Source organism: Roseivivax marinus (genome assembly GCF_900109705.1).
GTDB lineage: Bacteria > Pseudomonadota > Alphaproteobacteria > Rhodobacterales > Rhodobacteraceae > Roseivivax > Roseivivax marinus.
This window is the reverse complement of sequence record NZ_FOAI01000002.1, coordinates 343,771-361,565: the sequence shown is the minus strand read 5'-3', so window position 1 is coordinate 361,565 and position 17,795 is coordinate 343,771. Positions and strand designations below refer to the sequence as shown.

21 protein-coding genes are annotated in these 17,795 nt (G+C 68.5%); 8 read left to right on the top strand and 13 right to left on the bottom strand.

Annotation, left to right across the window (positions count from 1 at the left end; translation table 11 throughout):
- Positions 1 to 95 precede the first annotated feature (95 nt).
- Genes BMX29_RS04385 through kdsA form a run of 3 tightly spaced genes read left to right on the top strand, consistent with a single transcriptional unit; the run spans position 96 to position 2,718 of the window.
- On the top strand, positions 96 to 1,073 hold the full coding sequence (locus tag BMX29_RS04385; RefSeq protein WP_092810793.1) for a KpsF/GutQ family sugar-phosphate isomerase: 978 nt from the start codon (positions 96 to 98) through the stop codon (positions 1,071 to 1,073).
- The gene (locus BMX29_RS04380; RefSeq protein ID WP_092810690.1) at positions 1,074 to 1,862 is read left to right on the top strand and encodes a 3-deoxy-manno-octulosonate cytidylyltransferase; all 789 of its coding nucleotides are present in this window, start codon (positions 1,074 to 1,076) and stop codon (positions 1,860 to 1,862) included.
- A 1-nt stretch (position 1,863) separates the two neighbouring features.
- Positions 1,864 to 2,718, top strand: coding sequence for a 3-deoxy-8-phosphooctulonate synthase (kdsA, locus tag BMX29_RS04375; RefSeq protein WP_043842692.1), 855 nt, complete (start codon positions 1,864 to 1,866; stop codon positions 2,716 to 2,718).
- Between the two features lie 170 nt (positions 2,719 to 2,888).
- Here kdsA and BMX29_RS04370 read toward each other — a convergent pair whose 3' ends face one another.
- Both BMX29_RS04370 and BMX29_RS04365 read right to left on the bottom strand, forming a co-directional pair.
- Entirely contained in the window at positions 2,889 to 3,905 is a 1,017-nt protein-coding gene (locus tag BMX29_RS04370) for an NAD-dependent epimerase/dehydratase family protein (RefSeq protein WP_092810688.1), read from the bottom strand.
- 111 nt (positions 3,906 to 4,016) lie between these two features.
- On the bottom strand, positions 4,017 to 4,964 hold the full coding sequence (locus BMX29_RS04365) for an ABC transporter ATP-binding protein (RefSeq protein ID WP_043842696.1): 948 nt from the start codon (positions 4,962 to 4,964) through the stop codon (positions 4,017 to 4,019).
- A 73-nt stretch (positions 4,965 to 5,037) separates the two neighbouring features.
- Here BMX29_RS04365 and BMX29_RS04360 point away from each other — a divergent pair, with 73 nt between their 5' ends.
- The 3 genes from BMX29_RS04360 (at position 5,038) to polA (ending at position 8,901) form a co-directional block, all read left to right on the top strand.
- Positions 5,038 to 5,217 (top strand): zinc-finger domain-containing protein, encoded by a 180-nt coding sequence (locus BMX29_RS04360; RefSeq protein ID WP_043842698.1) that lies wholly within the window; start codon positions 5,038 to 5,040, stop codon positions 5,215 to 5,217.
- A 77-nt stretch (positions 5,218 to 5,294) separates the two neighbouring features.
- On the top strand, positions 5,295 to 5,990 hold the full coding sequence (gene trhA / locus BMX29_RS04355; RefSeq protein ID WP_051487406.1) for a PAQR family membrane homeostasis protein TrhA: 696 nt from the start codon (positions 5,295 to 5,297) through the stop codon (positions 5,988 to 5,990).
- Between the two features lie 91 nt (positions 5,991 to 6,081).
- Positions 6,082 to 8,901: a DNA polymerase I gene (polA, locus tag BMX29_RS04350; protein WP_092810687.1), complete on the top strand. Its 2,820-nt coding sequence runs from the start codon at positions 6,082 to 6,084 to the stop codon at positions 8,899 to 8,901.
- A gap of 58 nt (positions 8,902 to 8,959) precedes the next feature.
- Here polA and BMX29_RS04345 read toward each other — a convergent pair whose 3' ends face one another.
- Both BMX29_RS04345 and nth read right to left on the bottom strand, forming a co-directional pair.
- Entirely contained in the window at positions 8,960 to 9,949 is a 990-nt protein-coding gene (locus tag BMX29_RS04345; protein WP_043842702.1) for an adenosine kinase, read from the bottom strand.
- Positions 9,946 to 10,590, bottom strand: coding sequence for an endonuclease III (gene nth / locus BMX29_RS04340; RefSeq protein WP_092810685.1), 645 nt, complete (start codon positions 10,588 to 10,590; stop codon positions 9,946 to 9,948). Before nth ends, BMX29_RS04345 begins: the two co-directional genes overlap by 4 nt.
- 120 nt (positions 10,591 to 10,710) lie before the next feature.
- Here nth and BMX29_RS04335 point away from each other — a divergent pair, with 120 nt between their 5' ends.
- The gene (locus BMX29_RS04335) at positions 10,711 to 11,307 is read left to right on the top strand and encodes an HdeD family acid-resistance protein (protein ID WP_092810684.1); all 597 of its coding nucleotides are present in this window, start codon (positions 10,711 to 10,713) and stop codon (positions 11,305 to 11,307) included.
- Between the two features lie 3 nt (positions 11,308 to 11,310).
- Here BMX29_RS04335 and BMX29_RS04330 read toward each other — a convergent pair whose 3' ends face one another.
- Complete coding sequence (locus BMX29_RS04330) at positions 11,311 to 11,514, bottom strand: hypothetical protein (RefSeq protein WP_092810682.1); 204 nt, start codon at positions 11,512 to 11,514, stop codon at positions 11,311 to 11,313.
- A 1-nt stretch (position 11,515) separates the two neighbouring features.
- Positions 11,516 to 12,325, bottom strand: coding sequence for a division plane positioning ATPase MipZ (locus tag BMX29_RS04325; RefSeq protein ID WP_092810680.1), 810 nt, complete (start codon positions 12,323 to 12,325; stop codon positions 11,516 to 11,518).
- A 178-nt stretch (positions 12,326 to 12,503) separates the two neighbouring features.
- On the opposite strand from BMX29_RS04325, the gene BMX29_RS04320 reads away from it, so the two are divergent.
- Positions 12,504 to 13,061, top strand: coding sequence for a BLUF domain-containing protein (locus tag BMX29_RS04320; RefSeq protein ID WP_175471116.1), 558 nt, complete (start codon positions 12,504 to 12,506; stop codon positions 13,059 to 13,061).
- On the opposite strand, the gene BMX29_RS04315 is transcribed toward BMX29_RS04320, so the two are convergent.
- The 7 genes from BMX29_RS04315 to BMX29_RS04285 form a co-directional block, all read right to left on the bottom strand.
- The gene (locus BMX29_RS04315) at positions 13,015 to 13,440 is read right to left on the bottom strand and encodes a YqfO family protein (RefSeq protein WP_092810676.1); all 426 of its coding nucleotides are present in this window, start codon (positions 13,438 to 13,440) and stop codon (positions 13,015 to 13,017) included. The genes BMX29_RS04320 and BMX29_RS04315 overlap by 47 nt on opposite strands.
- 133 nt (positions 13,441 to 13,573) lie before the next feature.
- Positions 13,574 to 13,795: a 50S ribosomal protein L31 gene (gene rpmE / locus BMX29_RS04310; RefSeq protein ID WP_043842711.1), complete on the bottom strand. Its 222-nt coding sequence runs from the start codon at positions 13,793 to 13,795 to the stop codon at positions 13,574 to 13,576.
- Positions 13,792 to 14,199 (bottom strand): 50S ribosomal protein L19, encoded by a 408-nt coding sequence (gene rplS, locus BMX29_RS04305; RefSeq protein ID WP_043842712.1) that lies wholly within the window; start codon positions 14,197 to 14,199, stop codon positions 13,792 to 13,794. Before rplS ends, rpmE begins: the two co-directional genes overlap by 4 nt.
- Positions 14,200 to 14,253: 54 nt before the next feature.
- On the bottom strand, positions 14,254 to 15,084 hold the full coding sequence (trmD, locus tag BMX29_RS04300) for a tRNA (guanosine(37)-N1)-methyltransferase TrmD (protein ID WP_092810674.1): 831 nt from the start codon (positions 15,082 to 15,084) through the stop codon (positions 14,254 to 14,256).
- 72 nt (positions 15,085 to 15,156) lie between these two features.
- On the bottom strand, positions 15,157 to 16,179 hold the full coding sequence (locus BMX29_RS04295) for a hypothetical protein (RefSeq protein WP_092810672.1): 1,023 nt from the start codon (positions 16,177 to 16,179) through the stop codon (positions 15,157 to 15,159).
- Positions 16,180 to 16,332: 153 nt separating this feature from the next.
- A complete protein-coding gene (gene rimM / locus BMX29_RS04290) occupies positions 16,333 to 16,845 on the bottom strand; it encodes a ribosome maturation factor RimM (protein WP_092810670.1) in 513 nt (170 codons plus the stop codon).
- A gap of 51 nt (positions 16,846 to 16,896) precedes the next feature.
- Positions 16,897 to 17,706 carry a MipA/OmpV family protein gene (locus tag BMX29_RS04285; RefSeq protein ID WP_043842716.1) on the bottom strand — a complete coding sequence of 270 codons (810 nt, stop codon included), beginning with the start codon at positions 17,704 to 17,706 and terminating at the stop codon, positions 16,897 to 16,899.
- Positions 17,707 to 17,795: the final 89 nt, after the last annotated feature.

Below are 17,795 nucleotides of genomic sequence, written 5' to 3'. Positions count from 1 at the left end.
CGCCCTTTTGCCCGGGCGCGGGCGCTGGTAATCGGACGCATCGCATGCGTCCGGCCGCCGCGCGCCCGGGCCGCATCATGGAAGGAGGCCCGATCATGGACGACGCCGCACGGTCCGCCCCGGCAGAGGCCGTCGCACATGCCCGCCGCGTGCTCGAGACCGAGGCCGCGGGCCTGACCACGCTTGCCGCGCGCCTCCCCGAGGACTTCGCCGCCACCGTCGAGATGACGCTGTCCGCGACCGGCCGCGTGATCGTGTCGGGCATCGGGAAGTCGGGCCACGTGGGCCGCAAGATCTCGGCTACGCTCGCCTCGACCGGCACGCCCTCGTATTTCGTCCACGCCGCCGAGGCGAGCCACGGCGACCTTGGCATGATCGCGCGCGGCGACGTCTGCCTGCTGATCTCGAACTCGGGAGAGACGGCCGAGCTGTCCGACGTCATCGCCTACTGCGCGCGCTTCGGCATCCCGGTGGTGGGGCTGTCGTCCAACCCCGACTCCACGCTCATGCGCGCGGCGACCTTGCGGCTGACCCTGCCGAAAAGCCCTGAGGCCTGCCCGATCGGCATGGCGCCCACCACGTCCACGACCATGATGCTGGGCCTCGGCGACGCGCTGGCCGTCGCCCTTATGGAGGCGCGAGGCTTCGACGCGCGGCATTTCCGCGACTTCCACCCCGGCGGCAAGCTTGGGGCGCAGATGATGCGGGTCTCGGACCTGATGCACGGGCCCGAGGCACTGCCGCTGGTGGACCCCGACACACCGATGACCGAGACCATGCTGGTGATGTCGGCCAAGGGATTCGGCATCGCCGCCGTGGTGGCCGAGGACGGGCGCCTCTTCGGCGTGGTCTCGGATGGTGACCTGCGGCGCCACGTCGAAAACCTGAGCCAGAGGACCGCCGGGCAGATCGCGACGCGCTCGCCGGTGACGATCACGCCCGACACGCTGGCGGCCAGCGCGCTGGCGCTGCTGAACGAACGCAAGATCTCGGTCCTTCTGGTGGTCGACGACAGCGGCCACCCCGAGGGCGTCCTGCACATCCACGATTGCCTGCGCGCCGGAGTCGCCTGAATGCACGTCACCATCCTGATCCCCGCCCGCTACGCCTCGCAGCGCTATCCGGGCAAGCCGCTGGCCGAGCTGACCCTGCCCGACGGCAGCCGCCGCAGCCTGATCCGCATGACCTGGGACGCCGCGATGGCGGTGCCCGGCGCGGCCCGGGTCGCCGTGGCCACCGACGACGACCGCATCGCCGAGCACGCCCGCGACTTCGGCGCGGAGGTCATCATGACCTCGGAAACCTGTCGCAACGGGACCGAGCGCTGCGCCGATGCGCTGGCCCGCGCCGGCATCGAGACCGACCTCGTGGTCAACCTGCAGGGCGACGCGCCGCTGACCCCGCCGTGGTTCCTGTCGGAGCTGATCGAGGCGATGGAGGCCGACTCCGGCGCCGAGGTCGCGACCCCGGTGCTGCGCTGCGATCCCACGACCTACGGCCATTTCGTCGAGGACCGCCGTGCGGGCCGCGTCGGTGGAACCACGGCGGTGTTCGGGGAAGGGAGGCGCGCGCTCTACTTCTCCAAGGAGGTCGTGCCCTACATCGCGCCCGGCGCCGTGCCTGACCCGATCCCCGTTTTTCACCACGTCGGTGTCTACGCCTACCGGCCCGCGGCGCTGGCGCGCTACATCGACTGGGCGCAGGGCACGATCGAGACCGTGGAGGGGCTCGAGCAGCTGCGATTCCTCGAGAACGGCGCCGCCGTCGCCTGCGTCGAGGTGGACGCCCGCGGCCGCCTGTTCTGGGAGTTGAACAATCCCGAGGACATTCCCCGCATCGAAGCCGCCCTGAAGGAGCTCTGAGATGGACCCGATCGCCAGCCGCACCGTCACAGTGGGCGACATCGAGATCGGAGGGCAGGCGCCCTTCGCGCTCATCACCGGACCGTGCCAGCTCGAAAGCCTCGATCACGCCCGGATGATGGCCGAGCGCATTTCCGAGGCCTGCGCCGCGTCGGGGACCGCGTTCATCTTCAAGGCCAGCTACGACAAGGCCAACCGATCCTCGATCGGGACCGCCCGGGGCCTCGGCATGGACGCGGGTCTCGAGATCCTCGGCCGCATCCGCGAGGAGTTCGGCGTGCCGGTCCTGACCGACGTGCACGAGCCCTGGCACTGCGCCAAGGCCGCCGAGGTCTGCGACGTGTTGCAGATCCCGGCTTTCCTCTGCCGCCAGACGGACCTGCTGCTCGCCGCCGGCGAGACCGGCGCGGCGATCAACGTCAAGAAGGGCCAGTTCCTCGCGCCGTGGGACATGGAGAATGTCGCGGGCAAGATCGCCTCCACCGGCAACGAACGCATCATGCTCTGCGAGCGCGGAACGAGCTTCGGCTACAACGCGCTGGTTTCTGATTTCCGCGGACTGCCGGTGATGGAGCGCACGGGCTGGCCGGTGGTGTTCGACGCCACGCATTCCGTGCAGCAGCCGGGCGGGCAGGGCCTGACCTCGGGCGGCCAGCGCGAATTCGCCCCGGTGCTGGCCCGCGCGGCGTGCGCGGTGGGGGTCTCGGCGCTCTTTATCGAGACGCACGAGGACCCGGACAACGCGCCCTCGGACGGCCCCAACATGATCCCGGTGGACCGCTTGGGCGCGCTGGTCGAGGAGCTGCGTGCGTTCGACGCGCTCCGGAAGGGTCTGGCGGAGCAAAGCGCGGGTTAGACGGCGGGCGCCTCGTCGGACCTGGGGTCGGCACCCTCGGGCCGACGCGGCCAGAGTGACCGAGGTTCGGGGCTGAGAGGCCACCCGGCGATGCGCGTCGGTCTTCGACCTTCACCTCCGCGCCGGGCGTGGCTCTTTGGCTCTGCACGCTACAGCGGAGCGCCCGGCGGTCAGCCTTTTTCGGCGTAGAAGGTGCGATACCAGTCCACGAAGGCAGCGACGCCTTCTTCCACCGGCGTGCCGGGACGGAACCCGGTCAGGCGTTCCAGCAACGCCGTGTCGGCCCATGTCGCGGGCACGTCGCCCTGCTGCATCGGCATGAAGTTCTTTTCGGCCGGACGCCCGGTCGCGCGCTCGACCGCTGCGATGAAATCGCCGAGGTCCACCGGGGCGGCGTTTCCGATGTTGACCAGCCGGTAGGGCGCCATCGGCGAGAGGCTGTCGCCCTCGGGCGGGGCTCCGTCCGCGGGGCGCTCGGGCACCGCGTCGAGCAGCCGGAACAGCGCCTCGACGAGGTCGTCGATATAGGTGAAATCCCGGCGCATGTTGCCGTGATTGTAGACGTCGATGGGCTCGCCCGCGAGGATCGCGCGCGTGAACAGGAACAGCGCCATGTCCGGGCGCCCCCACGGACCGTAGACCGTGAAGAAGCGGAACATGGTGATCGGCAGGCCGTAGATGTGGGCATAGGAATGCGCCATCGCCTCGGTCGCCTTCTTGGTGGCGGCGTAGAACGACATCTGGTGATCTGCGCGATCCGTCTCGACATACGGCATCCGGGTGTTGGCGCCGTAGGCCGAAGAGGTCGACGCCATGAGCATGTGCCGCGGAGGATGGGCACGGGCCGCCTCGAGCAATTCGAAGGTGCCGACGACATTGCTTTCGAGATAGGGGCGCGGCGTCTCGATCGAGGCGCGCACGCCGGCCTGCGCGGCGAGGTGCACGACCGCGTCGTATCGGTCGCGCTCGAACAGCGCGGCGAGCCGGCCAGGGTCCTCGACGCGGCCAATCTCGGCACTGAAACCCTCGTCCGGGGCAAGACGCGCGTGCCGCGCCTCTTTCAACGCGACATCGTAATAGTCCGTCATCGCGTCGAGGCCGACCACGCGGTGCCCCGCGTCCAGCAGCCGCCGCGCCACGTGATATCCGATGAACCCGGCCGACCCGGTCACGAGTATCGTCGCCATGCACCTTCCCCGATGACGTCTTTGAGAAGCCTTTGTGACGCACGCTGCCCGATTTGACCATGACCGTCCACGGAATCGCCGCGCCGCGTGTGCCCCGACCGCCCCGGCGGATCAGGCTGCCGGGGAATGCGCCCCGCGGGTCAGCGACAGGAACACGTCCTCGAGGTCGGCCTGCTCGGTCCGGACATCGGCGATGCGGATGCCCGCGGCGCGCACCGCATCGAGAACCTCTTCGGGCGAGGTCTTGTTGGCGTGATAGGTCACCGCCAACGTGCCGTCCCGACGGCGCTCCACCTCGAGGCCGACGCCCTCGGGCACGTGGCCGGTCTCTTCCTCGGGCTGGATGACCATGGTGCGCGCGTCGATCTGGCCGAGAAGGTTGGTCGTGCGGTCCCGCGCCACCAGCGCGCCGTCGGCGATGATGGCGATCTCGTCGCACATCTCCTCGGCTTCCTCGAGGTAGTGCGTGGTGAGGATCACGGTCATGCCGCGCTCTTCGTTCAGGCGGCGTACGTTCTGCCAGAGCATCTGGCGCAGCTCGATGTCCACGCCCGCCGTGGGCTCGTCCAGAACGAGGATGTGCGGATGATGCACCAGCGCCTTGGCCAGCAGCAGGCGCCGCCTCATGCCGCCCGAGAGCGTGCGCGCATAAGCCTCGGCCTTGTCCTGCAGGCCGACCATGCGGAGGATCTCGTCCGAGCGACGCTGCGATTTTGGCACGCCGTAAAGGCCTGCCTGCACCTCGAGCGCGCCGCGCGGGGTAAAGAACGGGTCGAGGTTCAGCTCCTGCGGCATGACGCCGATCGAGGCGCGCGACTGGCGCGGGTTCACGTCCTGGTCCCAGCCCCAGATCTCGACGTTGCCCGCGGTCTTCACGACGAGGCCCGCCAGGATGTTGATGAGCGTCGACTTGCCGGCGCCGTTGGGACCGAGAAGCCCGAATACCGAGCCGCGCGGAACGGTGAGATCGATGCCGCGCAGCGCCTCTTTCGGGGGCTGTCCACCTCCGCCGCCGTAGGTTTTCTTCAGTCCTTCGATGCGGATCGCGTCATCGCCCATGGGTGCCTTGCTCCTGTCCTGCGTCCGGGTCATAACGCAGCTAGTGCCCGAGTTGCGATAGGGGAACCATCCGATGACCACCGACGTGCCCGAGACGAAGATCGTCGACAGCTACCGCGTGGCCTGCGACGGCGGCGAAGGCGCGCTGGGCCATCCGCGCGTCTGGCTGCAGATCCCCGAGGATCTCGGCTGGGTCGAATGCGGATACTGTGACGCGCGCTTCGTCCACCGCGATTTCGAAGGCAAGGCCTGAGGCCACATTCCGTCCGACGCAGCGTCCGCTCCGGCCACAAAGCTTGTGACCGGTCGGCGGAAGGTTATGTTTCATACATGACTGTGTCCGATCCCCAGACAACGGTGCCCGTCGCCATCGACCGCCGGCCCTACACGCGGGCCGAAATGGCGACCGACCTGGTGGTGCACGTCGCTGCACTGGTGCTTGCGCTCGGTGCGGTGCCGGTGCTCATCACCCTGACCGCCGTATGGCGCGGAGACGCTGCCGGCATCGCCGGGGTTTCGGTCTACGGCGGCACCCTGATCCTGATGCTGACGGCCTCGCTGGCCTACAATCATCTCGGCATCCCGAGCTGGGCGGCGGTGCTGCGCCGACTCGACATGTCTGCGATTCACCTCAAGATCGCCGGGACCTACACGCCGTTCGCTCTGCTCTCCGGCGCCGGCTCGGGCCTCTTGGCCGCGGTCTGGGGCGCAGCGGGCTGCGCGACCGCGGTGACGCTATTCCGCAAGAGCGTGCCCGCGGGGCTCGCCGTCGGCATGTGCCTGGTGCTCGGCTGGGCGGTCGTCGTGGGTGGCTGGTCTCTTCTGGCCGCGCTGCCGTGGTCGGTGATCGTGCTGATGGTCGTCGGCGGCGTCATCTACTCGGCCGGAACGCCGTTTCTGCTGGCCTCGGATTTGCGGTTTCACAACACGATATGGCACGGCTTCGTGGTGACCGCCTCGATCGTGTTCTTCGTGGCGATCTTCCTCTGCGCGGCGGTCCCGCTGGAAATCGCTGCTGCGCCCTGACGGGCATCACCCCCTCCACGTTCAAACGCCGCTGGAAGGCCACCGCGCTTCGTGTCAGAACCGGCCCGCACGGCGAGGAAAGGGCTGACGGATGAGCGAGAGCTTCGGCAAGGGCTGCCACCTGCACCTGATCGACGGATCGGCCTTCATCTTCCGGGCCTTCCACGCGCTGCCACCGCTGACGCGCAAGTCCGACGGGCTGCCGGTGGGGGCGGTGCAGGGCTTCTGCGACATGCTGCGCCGCTATATCGGCAAGGACCATGGCGATTTCGCCCCGACCCACATCGCGGTGATCTTCGACAAGGGCTCGCACACGTTCCGCAACGACCTCTACGACCAGTACAAGGCGAACCGGGACGAGATGCCCGAGGACATGCGCCCGCAGATCCCGCTGACCCGGCGTGCCACCGAGGCCTTCAACATCGCCTGCAAGGAGGTCGAGGGCTACGAGGCCGACGACATCATCGCGACCCTCGCCTGCCAGGCGCGCGATGCCGGCGGACAGGTGACCATCGTGTCCTCCGACAAGGATCTGATGCAGCTGGTCGGCAATGGGGTCGAGATGTTCGACGCCATGAAGAACCGCCGCATCGATCGCGAGGCGGTCGAGGAAAAGTTCGGCGTCGCGCCCGAGCGGGTGGTCGACGTGCAGGCGCTCGCCGGGGATTCGGTGGACAACGTGCCCGGCGCGCCCGGCATCGGCGTCAAGACGGCGGCGCTGCTCATCAACGAGTTCGGCACGCTAGAGGAGCTGCTCGACCGCGCCGAGGAGATCAAGCAACCCAAGCGCCGCCAGACCCTGATCGAGAAGCGTGAACAGATCGAGCTGTCGAAGAGGCTCGTGCTGCTGGATGCCCACACGCCGCTCGATTTCACGCTCGACGACCTCGAACTGCGCGACCCCGACCCCGAGACCCTGCTGGGATTTCTCTCGGAGATGGGATTCCGCTCCCTTTCCAAGCGCGTGGCCGAGCAGCTGGGCGCCGAGGCGCCGGTCATCCCCGAGACATCGCCGGACACCGCCGCACCGGCGAACGACGACGCCACGCCCGAACAGCTTCCGTTCAAGCCGGACGATTACATCTGCATCCGCGACGTCGAGACGCTGGAGACGTGGATCGGGCAGGCGCGCAACCGCGGCTGGGTGGCCGTCGACACCGAAACCACCGGCCTCAACGAGATGACCGCCGACCTCGTGGGCGTCTCGCTCTGCGTCGAGGCGGGCTCGGCGGCCTACATCCCGCTCTCGCACCGCGCGCAGGGAGACGGTGACCTTTTCGGCCCCGGCGACCTTCTTCCCGAGCAGGTGAGCATGCAGGCGGCCCTGGCGATGCTGAAGGACCTCTTCGAGGACCCCTCGGTCATCAAGATCGGCCAGAACATGAAGTACGACGCCAAGATCCTCGCGCGGAACGGCATCGAGATCGCACCGATCGACGACACCATGCTGATGTCCTACGCGCTGAACGGCGGCGAGCATGGGCACGGCATGGACGTGCTGTCCGAACGTTACCTCAGCCACCAGCCGATCCCGATCAAGGACGTCATCGGCACCGGCAAGAGCCAGATCACCTTCGACCTCGTGCCGATCGCCGACGCGACGAAATACGCCGCCGAGGATGCCGACATCACCCTGCGCCTGTGGGAGCTGTTCAAGCCGCAGCTGCACCGCGCCCACGTCACCCGCGTCTACGAACGGATGGAGCGTCCACTTGTGCCGGTGCTGGCACAGATGGAGATGTCGGGGATCAAGGTGGACCGCGACACCCTCTCGCGCATGTCGTCGGCCTTCTCGCAGACGATGGCCGGGCTCGAGGCCGAGATCCACGAACTGGCAGGCGAGACCTTCAACGTGGGCAGCCCCGCGCAGGTCGGCGAGATCCTGTTCGAGCGGATGGGCCTCGAGGGCGGCAAGAAGGGCAAGAACGGCAAGTATTCCACCCCCGCCGACGTGCTCGAGGACCTCGCCACGGTGCATGACCTGCCCGCGCGCATCCTCGACTACCGGCAGTTGCAGAAGCTCAAGTCGACCTATACCGACGCCCTGCAGGAGCACATCAACCCCGTCACCGGGCGGGTGCACACGTCGTATTCCATCGCCGGCGCCAACACCGGGCGGCTCGCCTCGACCGAGCCGAACCTGCAGAACATCCCCGTCCGCACCGAGGAGGGCCGCCGCATCCGCGAGGCCTTCGTCGCCGACGAGGGCAAGGTGCTGGTGTCGCTCGACTACAGCCAGATCGAGCTGCGGATCCTCGCCCATATCGCGGGGATCGACGCGCTCAAGGAGGCGTTCCGCGAGGGGCAGGACATCCACGCCGCCACGGCCTCCGAGATGTTCGGCGTGCCGCTGGACGAGATGACGCCAGAGGTGCGGCGGCAGGCCAAGGCCATCAACTTCGGCGTGATCTACGGGATCTCTGGCTTCGGCCTCGCGCGGAACCTGCGGATCCCGCGCGCCGACGCGCAGGGCTTCATCGACCGGTATTTCGAGCGTTTTCCGGGGATCAAGGCCTATATGGACGAGACCACCGGCTTCGCGAAGGAGCATGGCCGGGTCGAGACGCTGTTCGGCCGGGTGATCCACACGCCCGAGATCAACGCGCGGGGCCCTCGTGCCGGATTCGCCCGCCGCGCGGCGATCAACGCGCCGATCCAGGGGACTGCTGCCGACGTGATCCGCCGCGCGATGGTGCGGATGCCGGGCGCGATCGAGCGCTTCGGCACCAAGGCCATGATGCTGTTGCAGGTCCACGACGAACTGTTGTTCGAAGTCGATGCCGACGTGGCCGAGGACCTGATCGGAGTCGCGCGCGAGGTGATGGAGGGCGCGGCCGACCCTGTGGTGCAGCTGTCGGTGCCGCTGGTGGTCGAGGCCGGGCAGGGACCGAACTGGGCCGCCGCGCACTGAGGCGCGGCGACCGTCCGGACAGGGACGGGCCGCCGGGCGCGGCCCAACAGGTCAGCTGTCAGACGAGGCCGGCTTCCGCGAACACGTCCATGAGCTTGCGCTCGGGACGTGGCCCCATATGGGAGATCACCTCGCCCGCAGCCGCGTGGCCCATACGGCCGCAAGTCTCCATGTCGGCCCCGCTCACGAGACCGTAGAGGAAGCCCGCCGCGAACTGGTCGCCCGCGCCGGTCGCGTCCACCGGCACGATCTTGTCGACGGCAACATCCGTCCGGACGCCCTCCTGCATGATCGTCACGCCGTCGCCCGACCGGGTGCAGATCACCAGCGGGCAGATTGACGACACTGCGGCAAGGTCCGACTCCAGGTCGTCGTTCTGGTAAAGCGCGCGGATCTCGGCCTCGTTGCCGATCACGTAGTCCAGTTCGTGCTCGATCAGGCGGAGGAAGTCCTCGCGGTGCCGCTCGACGCAGAACGGGTCCGAGATCGCGATGCCGGCCCGGCCGCCCGCGGCGCGGCAGGCGCGCGCGAGGCTCTGGAACGCCTCCTTCCCCTTGGGCTTGTCGAAGAGGTAGCCCTCGAGGAACACCACCTCGGCATTCGCCGCGACATCCTCGTCGACGTCGTCCGGGCCGAGCTCGGCCGAAATGCCGAGATAGGTGTTCATCGACCGCTCGCCGTCAGGCGAGACGAAGATCATGCAGCGTGAGGTCGGCAGCTCGCCGCCCGCCACGGGCGCGTTCACGAACCGCGTGCCGATCTCTTCCATCGCCTCGGCGTAGAACGTGCCGAGCGCGTCGTCCTTCACGCGCCCGATGAACGCCGTCTGGAGCCCGAGGTTGCCAAGGCCCGCCAGCGTATTCGCCACCGACCCGCCGGGGGCCTGCACGCGGTCTTCCATTGCGCCGTAGAGCGTCTCGGCGCGCGGGCGCTCGATCAACTGCATGATGCCCTTCTCGATCCCCATGTGGTCGAGAAAGCTGTCGTCGGCGCGGGTCAGGACGTCGACCACGGCGTTGCCGATGCCGACCACTTGGTATCGTTTCATTCCGTCTTGTCCTCGAAGGTGCAGAGATCGCGGATCAGGCACGCAGCGCATTTCGGTTTGCGTGCGATGCAGGTGTAGCGGCCGTGCAGGATCAGCCAGTGATGGGCGTGGAGCATGTAGTCGACGGGCACGTTGTCCTCGATCGCGCGCTCGACCGCGACCACGTCCCGACCCGGCGCGATGCCGGTGCGATTGCCGACCCGGAAGATGTGGGTGTCCACCGCCTGGGCGGGGTAGCGCCACCACATGTTCAGGACGACGTTCGCCGTCTTGCGGCCCACCCCGGGCAGCGCCTGCAACGCGGCGCGCGAGCAGGGCACCGTGCCGCCATGCTCTTCCACCAGGATGCGGCTGAGCTTGACAACGTTCTTCGCCTTGTTGCGGTAGAGGCCGATCGTCTTGATGTGCTCGATCACGCCCTCTTCACCGAGCGCGAGCATCTTCTCGGGCGTGTCGGCCACCGCGAAGAGGCCCCGCGTGGCCTTGTTCACACCCGCGTCCGTCGCCTGCGCCGACAGTGCCACCGCCACGACCAGGGTGAACGCGTTGACGTGCTCGAGCTCGCCCTTGGGTTCGGGCTCGGCCGCGTGGAAGCGGGCGAAGATCTCGCGGATCGTGTGGTAGTCGAGCTGCTTGGCCATCGCGGATCTCTATGCCGCCTCGCGCGGCCCGGCACAACGCCGCAGCGGGAACTGGCACGCGGGCCGGACGGTTTTTCAACCAAGATGCCTGATAGCAAGCTACACAGTCAGGGGGCCGACATGACCGATACCCAAGCGCACCGCGATCCCGCACATCCCGACCCCGATCCGAGCCTTGCCGAACAGGCGGCGGCCGCGGGGCCGGACTGGAAATGGATGGCTGCGCTCGGCGCGGTCATGATCCTCGGCGGCTTCTTCGCGTTCCTCAATCCGTTCATCGCATCGCTGACGGCCACTGCAATTGCCGCGGCAACGTTCCTCGTGGCCGGGATCATGCAGGTCTGGATGGCGTTCAAAGGCACCGACGGTAGCGGGAGCCGCGCCTTCTCGATCCTTCTGGGCGTGGTGCTCGTGCTTTTCGCGATCTCGCTTTGGGTGAATCCGATCTCGGGGATCCTGTCGCTGACGCTGCTCGTAGGCGTGTTCTTCCTCGCCATGGGGGCCATGCGCGTCTGGATCGCGCTCAAGATGCCGGGACGCGAGGGCCGCGGCTGGATGATCGCGGCGGGTCTCGTCAGCGCTGCGCTGGGCGTGCTGGTGGTCTTCGCGGTTCCCGCAGGCGCCGTCGGCCTTCTCGGCATCTTTCTCGGGGTCGAGCTTCTGTCGTCGGGGGCAGGGGCCGTGGCGCTGGCCCTCGCGGTGCGGCGCCTGCAGTAAGCGTCAGCGCCCGCGCTGCCGCCAGAGACGCCGCGCCGAGACTATGGCGCTGATCCCGAAGAACGCGCCGGCGATTCCCGCGATCTCCAGCATAGCGCCCCCGCGCGGCCAGCCGCGGACGGCGATGGCGGCAGCAAGCAGCGCGAGGCCGGCGAGGCTGATGCCCAGCCGGAACCACAGCTCGCCGCGCGACGGGCCGGCGGCCACTTCAGAAGGTGACCTCGACCCCCGGCAGCTTGAGCGCCTTGATCAGGTCGCGCAGCTCCTGCCGGGCGGCGATGTTGGAGATGTTGAGCTGCTTGACGCCCACGTCCTTGAGGTCGAGCAGGGTGAGCCCCCGAGGGAACAGCTCGCGGAACACGACCCGCTCGGAAAAGCCCGGCCCGACGCGGAAGCCGATGCGCTTGGCAAGCCGGTCGAGCGCCTTCTGCATCTTCATCTTGTTGACCATGTTCTGCGCGCCAAGGCGGTTGCGCAGCACGATCCAGTCGATGGGCTTCAGGCCCGCCTGCGCCCGCAACTGCCGCGCGCTCCAGACCATCTCGGAATATACGGAGGGGCCGAGGATCTTCTCGCCGTCAGGGCCGATCCGCGCGAGCAGGTCGAAATCGACGAAGCTGTCGTTTAGCGGCGTGACCAGCGTGTCGGCCAGCGAGTGCGCCACCTGGCTCAGGCGGGTGTGCGAGCCGGGGCAGTCGATGACGATGAAGTCGCAATCGGGTTCGAGCCGGGCGACGGCGGCGGACATGCGGTGGTCGAATGCGTTCTCGCCCTGGCCCAGCGTTGCCGGATCGACCTCGGGCAGGTCGGTGTAGACCGGGCTGGCCAGCTCGATCCCCTCGGCCTGGGTGTGTGCGGCCCGGTTGTCGATGTAGCGCCCGGTGCTGCGCTGCCGCAGGTCGAGGTCGATCACGCCCGTCGCATGGCCCATCCGGGCCAGCGCGGTCGCCACGTGCATGGACACGGTGGACTTCCCCGCGCCGCCTTTCTCGTTTCCGACCACGATGATGTGAGCCACGGTCCGACCCCTTGAGACTTCGGCAAGATGTGTGAACGCCCGGCGGGCGCGATATCCATATCTGGTATCCCGCATCGGCGAAAGATCGCAAATGGCGGTTCTCCGCCGACGTTGCCCGGCGGTCGCACGTTGCCCGGCAGTCAAAAGGTGGTCGACAGATATGTTATTTTCGCCAACAATGATGCTGGAAAGCAGTGGCCGCCTTCGCCCGGGAAAGTGCCTCGTCGCGCGGTCGCTGTCCGCCATTTGCGGAAAGTCGGGACGGAGACTCATCATGGGGTCGCGGCGCTATCATCGCGTGGTTTTCGAGAGCAGCACGATTCTGTCCGACTCGTCGATCGAGAACCTCGACATCCTGCGTGAAGCGATGCGCGCCAACGACCGCGACGGGATTGCGTCGGTGATGATCAAGGCAGGCCCGCGCTTCGTCCAGATGATCGAGGGCCCGGCGCAACCAGTGCAGGCGACCTATGCCCGGATACGCGAGGATCGGCGGCACTTTCGCGTCGAGACACTGATCGACATGCCGATCGTCAGCCCGTCGCTGCAGGGAATGCCGATGTTCAGCGTGCAGGTGCCGGCGCGTCCCGAAGCGGACGGGCTCGAGATCCTGTCGGACGTATTGCGCACGAACCCCGAGCTGAGGTCTGCCGTGGTTGGCGAAGCGACCGGGCCCCTGGCCGATGCGCTCAGCCGTCGGCCCGGTGCCACTTTTTCCACGGACTTGATCGGGTGATTTCGGGCCGCGCCCGCGTGGCAAGGCTTTCGGTCACGTAGATCACCGGCTCCTCGTAGGAGTGGGCGTGTTGGATCACGTCCAGCACCCGGTCCAGCAAAGCGGCCTCGGGCGGAATCGAGAAAGACAGCGCCCGCGCGGGCACCGTCTCGGGCGGCAGCGGCCCGCCTGCCGCATCGGGCCCGGTGCGGTAGTGCTGATGCCCGGTCTCGGTTTCGAAGCTCACCTGGTCATAGTCGCCCCACGTCAGCGACGTCACCGACAGGACGGCCTCTCGCATGTCCTCGGCACGGTCGAGCGGGCCCAGTTCTACCCGCAGGCGGAAAACGCGCTCCACGCGGCAGGTCTCGGGCGACAGGGCGGACGGGTCGAGCGGCATGGTCGGGCCTCCGGCAGATTGCGATCCGGCGCGGTTCTCGTTCGGACGAGGTCTCGCGGCAAGCCCCCCATGAAACGCGAAACGCCGCCCCAAGGGGCGGCGTCGCAATGTCGTGCCGTTGTCGGCAGGGCTCTCAGAAGCCCAGGCCCTCGTACTTCTTCTTGAAGCGCGAGACGCGGCCGCCGGTGTCCATCAGGCGCGAGGAGCCGCCGGTCCAGGCCGGGTGCACCGTCGGGTCGATGTCGAGCGTGATCGTGTCACCCTCGGCGCCGAAAACCGAGCGGGTCTCGAACGAGGTGCCGTCGGTCATCTTCACGGTGACCGTGTGGTAATCGGGATGAAGGTTCTTTTTCATGTCGACGATCCTTGCACCGGCTTCTTGCCGTCGCCCTTGAGGACTTTGTAGTTGACGTCTTCCGCGATGCGCGCGGACTTACCGCGGCGCGAGCGCAGGTAGTAGAGCTTCGCGCGGCGCACGCGGCCACGGCGCACGACCTCGATCGACTCGATGTTGGTCGAGTAGAGGGGGAACACGCGCTCGACGCCTTCGCCGAAGGAAATCTTGCGGACGGTGAACGATCCGGCGATGCCCTGGCCGTTCTTGCGGCTGATGCACACGCCTTCGTAGTTCTGCACGCGCGAGCGCGTGCCTTCGGTCACCTTGTAGCCGACGCGAACGGTGTCGCCGGCCTTGAAATCGGGAATGTTCTTCCCGAGCGAGGCGATCTGTTCCGCCTCGAGTTTCGCGATCAGATCCATCTGACCATCTCCTGAGCTGCTTGCGGTTTGTCCCGCAAAGGTGTGTCGCGATCCTCAGAGCTCTTGGTCTTCTTCCGGGTCCCTACCGCGCGTTTCGCAGTAAGCCCGCCAGAGGTCAGGTCGTCTTTGCTTCGTCAGCCGTTCGGCTTGCTCCCGCTGCCAGTCGGTGATCTTCGCGTGATGGCCCGAGAGAAGCACGTCGGGTATCGCACGACCGTTCCAGACGGCGGGCTTCGTATACTGCGGGTGCTCCAAAAGTCCGTGCGAAAAGGATTCCTCTTCGACGGACGCCTGATTCCCGAGCACGCGCGGTATAAGTCGGACAGAGGCGTCGATCAAGGCCTGCGCGGCGATCTCGCCGCCGGTCAGCACGAAGTCCCCGAGCGAGACCTCCTCGATGCCGAACTCCTCGATCACGCGCTCGTCCATGCCTTCGAACCGGCCGCAGATCAGCGTCACGCCCGGTCCGTCGGCCAGCGCGCGGGCGCGGGCCTGGTCGAACGGGCGGCCGCGGGGCGACAGGTAAAGGATCGGGGCGCCGGGGGGCATCCGCGTGCGGGCGTGCGACAGCGCGGCGGCCATCACGTCGGGCCGCAGAACCATCCCGGCGCCGCCGCCGGCGGGCGTGTCGTCGACGTTGCGGTGCCGGCCCATCCCGAAGTCGCGCAGGCCGATGGTGTCGAGTTGCCACAGCCGGTCCTTGAGGGCGCGCCCTGTCAGCGACAGGCCCAGCGTGCCGGGGAACGCTTCGGGAAAGAGGGTGAGCACCTGGGCGGTCCACAGGTCCACGCGCAGGCCGCCGTCTTCCATCAGCGCGCGCGGCTTGAGCGACGGCGCGATCCGCTTGCGGCCCTGGGCGCGGTTCGGGGGATCGGCATCGGACATGGGGCGGGCCTTCGGGACGGGGTTGGAACCGGCGCCGGGTCTAGCCCGCCGCGGCCGGCGCGAAAAGCCCTGTCAGGCGAGGGTGAGGCTCGCCGCGTCGATGTAGTCGGCGGGGTCCGGCGCCAGCCGCATCCGCCCCGTCGCGAGGTCCCATTCGGGACGCGGTCGCGCCGGTGCTTCGGGATAATGGGTGAAGAGCCCCTGCGGCACGGGCAGTCGGGGCCGCCCCAGCAAGTCGGCGGCGCGGTCGAGACCGGCCGCGACCTCCGGGCCGTTCGTGGCGACCGCGTCTGGCGGTGAGAGGCCGATGCATGCGTTGCGCTCGGGCGCCTCCGCCCAACTGTCGAAGATCACGGAAATGCGGCGGAGAGCGGCATCGTCGCCCGCCAGCGAGGCGGTCGCGAGCGGCCCCTCGCGGACAGCGCGGGACACATACAGCGCCACCGTAGCCGGTGCGGCGCGCGGATCGCCCGCCGAACGCGCTGCGGCGCGGGCCTGGGCCGGATCAGACGGATCATGCTCGGCCACGATCCGGTGCCACAGGTGTACGTCGGCCGCGCCGTGCGCCGCCAGCGCGGCGTCGAGGTCCGCGGGCAAGGCGCTGGCCTGCCGCTCGAACGCGCGGCGGGCGGCATCGAAGGCGGCGATCTCGGCGTCGAACACGGCGCGGCGCAGGGTCGCCTGCGTGACCTTCTCGCGCAGTCCAAGCACCGCGTCAGGCTGAGCGAAGAGCGTGGCGAGTCCGCCAGCCTCTGCGGTGGGCGCGGTCAGGAGCCGCTCCAGCAGCGCCAGATCGGAGCTTTCCTCGGCGGTAAGCGTCGCGGGTCCGGAACGGCCCCAGCGCTGGAGGATGCCCGAAAAGATCGCGCCCACGGTCTGGTCCGTCCCGGGCGGCGCCCGCAACCCGGGCGGGCCGTCGCCCGGGCCCGGATCCCCCAGCGACAGAGCGGCGAGGCGGTCGCGCACCATCGTCCGCCGTGCCGCCTCGGGCGGCAGGTGCCGCGCGGCGCTCCGGCGTGCCCGGGCCCGCACCAGCGGACCGGTCCCGAAACCGCCCTGCGTGAGGCGCGCGTCGTTCAGGAGATGTCGCAACATTGAGGGCGGACCCGCAGCGTGTTTCTACCGAAGTCCCGTTAACCTATTCGGAATTTTGGGCGGTAAATCGGCCCGGTGGACACGATTTGGTGGGCATGTTGAGCGTTTGGGCACCAATGGCGCGCAAAGCGATCCGTTGTCGCTGCCAAGGGGTCAGTCGAAAAGCCCCAGCGGCGGGTCCGCCACGATCCGACCCTTGGTCAGATCCACCGTCGGCACCGCGGCCTGCGTGAACGGCAGAAGCACCGTCGCGGACGATCCCGGCACGGTCACCTCGAGCAGGTCGTCGGCGCCGTTGTTCTGCACCGCGCGCACCCGGCCCAGCAGCGCCCCGCCAGTGTCGCGCACCTCGAGGCCGATCAGGTCGGCGTGGTAGAACTCGTCGTCGGGCAGCTGCGGCAGGCGCGCGCGCGGAGCGTAGAGTTGCACGCCCTTCAGCGCGTCGGCGTCTTCCTTCGTCCGGACGCCCGACAGGCGCACGGCGAAGCCTTGCGCGATCTCGCGCACGATCTGGACGTCGAAGCTGCGCGAGCCGTCCTCGGATGTCAGCGGAGCGTAATCGGCAATGGCCTCCGGCTCCGAGGTGAAGCTTTTCAGCCTCACCTCGCCGTGGACCCCGAAGGCGCCGCCGATGGCGCCCACGCATATGCGGCTGTCGTCGTTCATGCGCCTGATCTAGCGCGGGCCGGCACCTGTGCGCAACGGCCTGCGCGCGGCTCAGCCGCCGAACGAGAAGGTGCGCGTGACGCCGAGGCGTGCGCCCCACTGATCTTCGGAGCCCTGCTGCACGATCGGGCTGTCCTCGGCATCGCCGCGGAAGCGGTCGTAGGTCACAGCGCCCGACAGGCCCCAGTTCTCGGACAGCTTGTAGCGCATCCCCAGCTCGACCCCGGTGGAGATCAGTCCGCCGTCGGCATCGTAGGCGTTGAAGGACGAGGCGGCGGCCTCGGCCGCGCTTACGTCGAAGTAGGTCGAGGCGTAGTCGTCCGATCCGAAGAAGGCGCGCGGGCCGAAGGTGACCCGCAGGCGTTCGGACGGGCGGAAGACGGCATCGGCGCCGACCTCGCCGACCCAGGCCTCGTGCCCGCCGAAGCCGCGGCGGACGTCAGCGAAGACGTAGTAGTTCTCGCCGGCATAACCGGCACCGAGGCCCACCTCGTAGGCCGCGTCGATGTCGTCGAGGCCTTCAAGTTCACCGTAATCGTCGTCGTCACGCTCGCCGATGTAGCGGAAGGAGCCGCGGATGCCGAAGCCGCGGGCCTCTGCCCACGGGTCGGGATTGCCGAAGCTGCGGCCACCGAAGGACAGCGAGTTGAGCGAGAAGCCGAGGTCGGGGCCCACGTCGTACTCGTCCGAGCCGAAATATTCCGGCTGCGTGGCGACGCCGCCCCGCAGGGTGAATACCAGCGCGGGCGAGGACTGGGTGGAGACCACCGGGCTGCGGGTCGCGGTCGCGTCGTCCTGCGCGAACGCGGCGGCCGGGGCGAGGGCGAGGAGGGCGATTGTGGCTGTCGCGCGAATGGCCATGGGCAGCGGTCCTTCGTGGAAGATGGTGACGCGATCCTGCGTCGCGGTTCGCAGGTAGGGTGCGGCAGCGACCCTTCCAGTGCAAGCCG

Coding starts and splice junctions, on each gene's coding strand:
- trmD (WP_092810674.1), bottom strand. CDS start 15,084: ATGTCCGATGCCGATCCCCCGAACCGCGCCCAGGGCCGCAAGCGGATC.
- BMX29_RS04295 (WP_092810672.1), bottom strand. CDS start 16,179: ATGTTGCGACATCTCCTGAACGACGCGCGCCTCACGCAGGGCGGTTTC.
- BMX29_RS04380 (WP_092810690.1), top strand. CDS start 1,074: ATGCACGTCACCATCCTGATCCCCGCCCGCTACGCCTCGCAGCGCTAT.
- BMX29_RS04345 (WP_043842702.1), bottom strand. CDS start 9,949: ATGAAACGATACCAAGTGGTCGGCATCGGCAACGCCGTGGTCGACGTC.
- kdsA (WP_043842692.1), top strand. CDS start 1,864: ATGGACCCGATCGCCAGCCGCACCGTCACAGTGGGCGACATCGAGATC.
- BMX29_RS04285 (WP_043842716.1), bottom strand. CDS start 17,706: ATGGCCATTCGCGCGACAGCCACAATCGCCCTCCTCGCCCTCGCCCCG.
- BMX29_RS04365 (WP_043842696.1), bottom strand. CDS start 4,964: ATGGGCGATGACGCGATCCGCATCGAAGGACTGAAGAAAACCTACGGC.
- rpmE (WP_043842711.1), bottom strand. CDS start 13,795: ATGAAAAAGAACCTTCATCCCGATTACCACACGGTCACCGTGAAGATG.
- rimM (WP_092810670.1), bottom strand. CDS start 16,845: ATGAACGACGACAGCCGCATATGCGTGGGCGCCATCGGCGGCGCCTTC.
- BMX29_RS04370 (WP_092810688.1), bottom strand. CDS start 3,905: ATGGCGACGATACTCGTGACCGGGTCGGCCGGGTTCATCGGATATCAC.
- BMX29_RS04315 (WP_092810676.1), bottom strand. CDS start 13,440: ATGCCGCTCGACCCGTCCGCCCTGTCGCCCGAGACCTGCCGCGTGGAG.
- BMX29_RS04385 (WP_092810793.1), top strand. CDS start 96: ATGGACGACGCCGCACGGTCCGCCCCGGCAGAGGCCGTCGCACATGCC.
- rplS (WP_043842712.1), bottom strand. CDS start 14,199: ATGGATCTGATCGCGAAACTCGAGGCGGAACAGATCGCCTCGCTCGGG.
- polA (WP_092810687.1), top strand. CDS start 6,082: ATGAGCGAGAGCTTCGGCAAGGGCTGCCACCTGCACCTGATCGACGGA.
- trhA (WP_051487406.1), top strand. CDS start 5,295: ATGACTGTGTCCGATCCCCAGACAACGGTGCCCGTCGCCATCGACCGC.
- nth (WP_092810685.1), bottom strand. CDS start 10,590: ATGGCCAAGCAGCTCGACTACCACACGATCCGCGAGATCTTCGCCCGC.
- BMX29_RS04335 (WP_092810684.1), top strand. CDS start 10,711: ATGACCGATACCCAAGCGCACCGCGATCCCGCACATCCCGACCCCGAT.
- BMX29_RS04320 (WP_175471116.1), top strand. CDS start 12,504: ATGATGCTGGAAAGCAGTGGCCGCCTTCGCCCGGGAAAGTGCCTCGTC.
- BMX29_RS04360 (WP_043842698.1), top strand. CDS start 5,038: ATGACCACCGACGTGCCCGAGACGAAGATCGTCGACAGCTACCGCGTG.